Below are 3,916 nucleotides of genomic sequence, written 5' to 3'. Positions count from 1 at the left end.
TCCCAGGCCATCTCGATTCCCCATCGTCTCGACAACGTAGGGGAATCACAACCTGCTGATATCGCTCAACTCCTTTTCGCTCAGGCTCTGAAGGTTGCACCCGCCCGCCGATCAACGCGCCGCCTGATCGGCCCCGTCACCCAACTCCGGCCATAGCTCTGGCGAGTGCCGCCGCGGGCTTATGGGCCGTGGGAGCGGGTCGTTTCCCTACTCACCGAAGGCCTCGTCGCCGCCGGAGCGGATGTGACGCTGTTCGCTACCGCCGACTCCTGCACAAGCGCCCGTCTCAGCGCCGTGGTGCCCTCGCCTTACGAGGAAACGCCGGGGCTGGATGTGAAGGTGTGGGAGGGACTGCATCTGGCGAACGCCTTTGGCCAGGCGGCAAGCTTCGACCTGATCCACAATCACTACGACTTTCTTCCGCTGACCTATGCGAGCCTGGTCGACACCCCCACGATTTCCACCATCCACGGCTTCTCGAGCGATCGTATCTTGCCAGTCTACCGTGCCTTCAACGGGCTGGCGGCGTATGTGAGCATTTCGGATGCCGACCGGCACCCGGACCTCACCTATCTCGCGACGATCCATCACGGTCTTGATTTCGGGGAGTTCACCTTCCGCGACTTGCCGGGCGACTACCTATTGTTCTTCGGTCGCATTCATCCGGACAAAGGCGCGGCGGACGCCATCCGGGTCGCCCGCGCGACCAACCGACCTCTCGTGCTGGCCGGCATCGTTCAGGACCAGGGGTATTTCGAGCGCGAGATCGAGCCGCACCTTGGCGAGCGGGTCCGCTATGTCGGCCCGGTCGGCCCGGAGGAGCGGGACGCGTTGCTGGGCGGAGCGCTGGGCCTGCTCCACCTCATCCATTTCGACGAGCCGTTCGGGCTGTCCGTCGTTGAAGCCATGGCGTGCGGGACGCCGGTGATCGCCTATCGGCGCGGCAGCATGGCGGAGGTGATCGCACCCGGTGAGAGCGGCGTTCTCGTGCCGGACGAGGCCGCCGCTGCCGAAGCCGTTGGATTGCTTCACACGTTCAACCGCTGGACCGTGCGCGCTCATGCGGAGAGGTTTTCAGTCGCTCGCATGGTGGAGGCTTACCTGCACGCCTATCGCGCTGTTCTAGAGCGTCAGGCAATTAATACCAGCGGGCGCTGATCAGAACCTGTGTGCCCAGTCACGCATTCCGATGGAGATAATTTTCCAGGGCTGATCGACAAGCTTGTTCCATGCGGCACAGCAGTGATCGACGATGTCGTCGTAATCGAGGAAGATGCGGTTCGACAGCCAGTTGTCGCGCATGAACTGCCAGATGTTTTCGACCGGGTTCAATTCGGGCGCCTTCGAGGGCAGAAAGAGGAGGGTGATGTTGGCCGGCACCTTCAGCTTCGGCGTCGTATGCCATCCTGCCTGGTCGAGGATGAGGACGGCGTGGGCGCCGGGATCGACGGCTTGCGCGATCTCTTTCAGATGTTCGTTCATCGCGCTGGTATCGCAGTAGGGCAGGACGAGGCCAGCGCCCTTGCCCTTCTTGGGACAGATGGCTCCGAAGATATAGGCCCATTTGGTGCGCTGATCGCTCGGAGCCGAGGGACGCGTGCCGCGCCGAGCCCATCGCCGTGTGATTTTGTTTTTCTGGCCTACACGCGCCTCGTCGGCCCACCCGAGTTCGATCTCGGTGCCCTGTGGGAGGCCCGCCTGGATCGCTGCCAGTTCCGCCGGGAAGCTTTTTTAAAATCTTCCACTTCGAACTCGTTCTGGGCGTGGTGGCGCGGGCGCGCCGACAGCTTGGCAAAGCCCATGGCCCTCAGCTCGCGGCCGACGGTCGTCTCGTCAACCTCGATGCGGAATTCTTCGAAAAGCCAGCGCGCCAGATCTTTACGCCGCCAGCGAACAACGCCGTGGATCGCCGGGATGGGGCCACGGTCGACCACATCGGCCAAGGCCCGGCGCTGGGCTTCGTTCAGCTTCGGGCGGTTGCCCGGCGCCTTGCCGGTGATAAGGCCGGCAGGGCCGTGGGCATTGAAGCGCAAGACCCAGTCACGGATGATCTGCAAGGTGACGCCGCCGATCCGGGCCGCGTCGCTGCGCGAGCCGCCATCGTATATCTCGGACACCGCCAGCAGGCGCCTGGTCTGGGCTGCATCTTTCGTGGCCTTCGCCGTTTTCCTCAGCGTTGGCCCGTCAAAATCCGTGCAAAGCGGGACGGGTATCGACATGGCAAACCTCCATTTGCCATGATTGATTCAGACTTTCCTCGCTTTAAGAATCCCCAACGAGTCCGCCTTCGCTCCCGCTGGATTAATCTGCAACATAGCCAGCGGCCTTGAGGTAGTTCCAACATTCTTCGGGCTCGAACAGGTCGCAGATGTTGCCGACTGCACGCCAGAGATCGTCGAGGGTTCGCGCGGCGGCTTTCCTCAAGAGCGCTTTGAGCTTTGCGAACGCCATCTCGATGGGGTTCACGTATCTTTGCTCTGTCGCGGAAAGCGGCGCAGGCCTGTGGCGCATCACTGGAAATTCCAGGCAAGTGGAGGCCGTACCATTCAGATTACATCCGTAGATCCACCAAGAATTTCACCAAGCGGCACTGATTTTGCGTTCTTTTCGGGCCGCGCTACATGAAGCTCCGCGAGATACCATCCGTCCGCCTCCGCACCCGTGGCGTCGATCCCCAGTCGATGGAGATTATCGAGCACGTGCCGCCGCTCGTTGGCGGAAGCGAAGCGCCGCTGTCGGAACAGGCCATCCACCTTTTCCGTAACATAGCCATGCCTGCGCAGCATTTCCTCCGAAGCAGAGAAATCGAACATGCGCAGTACGAAATGCGCCATCCAAGGATTGCTGCGGTAGCTCGATTTTAGCAGCCGTTCCAGCGTCGTTTCCGTCACGTAGCCGATGCAGCCGGTCGAAATAATGAGATCGGCGTTTTCGATCGTCGCAGCGTCTTCCGGCGTCGGATCCCGTGTCTCCAGATCCGTTGAAATACCAGCGTCCAGGATTCCCATATCGATCGCATAGGACAACGCGCGATCGGCCGGGTCGATGCCGATCATCGTGAGCGCCGGGTCCGCTGGTTCAGCGTAGAAATTGCGGTCCCTGACGAGACGCGCCTCGCTATCGGATGGTTCCACCGCTGCGTAATGTCGATAGAGATCGTCCATGGAAAGGTGGTGCTTGAGAAGCGCGCCGTTGATCCCGTAGGAGCAACCAATATCCACCACTTTTGCTGCTTCGGATCCGGTGGCGCGTCGTCTCGCCTCGATCAAGCGTTGAAATCGTGGCTTGGCCTCCTGCGGTATTTGGTAATCGAGTGAAGATAATCGTAAGAAATAATCGGTCGGCTCCCGCATGTTGTAAATATCATTCATATTTACTTTTCCGACTTTATCATAATCAGATTTATCTGTTACAACAGTATGGGTTTTCAAGGGTAAGTTCTCAATCCTTTATCGCGCCCGGAGCGGAGCGAAATATTCCAAATGACATATTTTATTATATCACAACTTCACCAAAGATTGAACCCAGCGGGCCGCAATGCCTCCAGAGGGCGCGCAACCTGGACGAAGCAGGACTTGGCGACCGTACGCGTTCATATCGGCACAATGGCAGGTTGGTCATCCCGGCCCTGGTTGACCTCGCCAGCCGGTCGAGGATGTCACCCTTGCGCAATTGACCGAGCAGCCGCTCGAGTTCGGGACGGCGCCGGCACGCGCCTGACACCTTTTCCTCAAAGCGCATCTCGCACGCCGCTTGCGACAGGTGTTGACGCTGGAGGCCCAGGGTCTGGTCACCGGTCGAGACGCGAGCATAGCCGAGTTTCATACCGTGCCTATCCGCTTGACGCCCATACCCACTAGATCTAGGGTCGGAGCGGATGGGGGGCGGCCATGGACATTCTTGACTGAGAGGATCT

At 60.2% G+C, this 3,916-nt stretch carries 4 protein-coding genes and 1 pseudogene; 1 reads left to right on the top strand and 4 read right to left on the bottom strand.

Annotated features, from left to right (window positions below):
* Nucleotides 1-165 precede the first annotated feature (165 nt).
* The gene (locus VQ044_RS24080) at nucleotides 166-1,158 is read left to right on the top strand and encodes a glycosyltransferase family 4 protein (RefSeq protein WP_327651433.1); all 993 of its coding nucleotides are present in this window, start codon (nucleotides 166-168) and stop codon (nucleotides 1,156-1,158) included.
* Here VQ044_RS24080 and VQ044_RS24075 read toward each other — a convergent pair.
* The 4 genes and pseudogenes from VQ044_RS24075 to VQ044_RS24060 form a co-directional block, all read right to left on the bottom strand.
* Nucleotides 1,159-2,219, bottom strand: a protein-coding gene (locus VQ044_RS24075) for an IS630 family transposase (RefSeq protein ID WP_327650202.1) whose coding sequence is annotated in 2 segments (ribosomal slippage) — nucleotides 1,159-1,727 and nucleotides 1,727-2,219 — 1,062 coding nt in all. Because the reading frame shifts where the segments join, the coding sequence is not laid out codon by codon here.
* A gap of 82 nt (nucleotides 2,220-2,301) precedes the next feature.
* Nucleotides 2,302-2,463: pseudogene (locus VQ044_RS24070) on the bottom strand (IS630 family transposase); the annotation flags it as partial.
* An 83-nt stretch (nucleotides 2,464-2,546) separates the two neighbouring features.
* Nucleotides 2,547-3,431: a class I SAM-dependent methyltransferase gene (locus tag VQ044_RS24065; RefSeq protein ID WP_327650201.1), complete on the bottom strand. Its 885-nt coding sequence runs from the start codon at nucleotides 3,429-3,431 to the stop codon at nucleotides 2,547-2,549.
* 64 nt (nucleotides 3,432-3,495) lie between these two features.
* Entirely contained in the window at nucleotides 3,496-3,825 is a 330-nt protein-coding gene (locus tag VQ044_RS24060; RefSeq protein ID WP_327650199.1) for a recombinase family protein, read from the bottom strand.
* Between the last annotated feature and the right edge of the window lie 91 nt (nucleotides 3,826-3,916).

Origin of the sequence: Aurantimonas sp. C2-5-R2 (assembly GCF_036549495.1) — a bacterium.
Classification (GTDB): Bacteria; Pseudomonadota; Alphaproteobacteria; order Rhizobiales; family Rhizobiaceae; genus Aurantimonas; species Aurantimonas coralicida_A.
Note: the sequence above shows the minus strand (reverse complement) of the source record. Positions and strands in the feature narration are given on the sequence as shown.

Excerpts from the sequence above, each read along its gene's own strand:
- VQ044_RS24060 (WP_327650199.1), bottom strand. The coding sequence starts at position 3,825 with ATGAAACTCGGCTATGCTCGCGTCTCGACCGGTGACCAGACCCTGGGC.